2 tRNA genes are annotated in these 291 nt (G+C 48.1%); both read right to left on the bottom strand.

The window, feature by feature from the left end:
• Nucleotides 1–73 (bottom strand) — tRNA-His (locus Q1B03_RS22040).
• A gap of 17 nt (nucleotides 74–90) precedes the next feature.
• Nucleotides 91–164, bottom strand: a tRNA-Trp gene (locus Q1B03_RS22045).
• Nucleotides 165–291: the final 127 nt, after the last annotated feature.

Genomic DNA, 291 nt, shown 5'->3' on the forward strand with positions numbered 1-291 from the left:
GGCGACTGATGGGAATCGAACCCACGAATGCCTGAACCACAATCAGGTGCGTTAACCACTTCGCCACAATCGCCATGCTTAAAATTTCTTTGGCAGGGGCAGTAGGAATCGAACCCACACCAAAGGTTTTGGAGACCTTCGTTCTACCGTTAAACTATGCCCCTATAAGAATAGTTGTTAAATAAGGGTAGATATTTTGCTTACACAAAAATCATTGGTGGAGGGGGGCAGATTCGAACTGCCGAACCCGAAGGAGCGGATTTACAGTCCGCCGCGTTTAGCCACTTCGCT

The organism is uncultured Rossellomorea sp. (assembly GCF_947488365.1).
In the GTDB taxonomy this organism is placed as follows: Bacteria; Bacillota; Bacilli; order Bacillales; family Bacillaceae_B; genus Rossellomorea.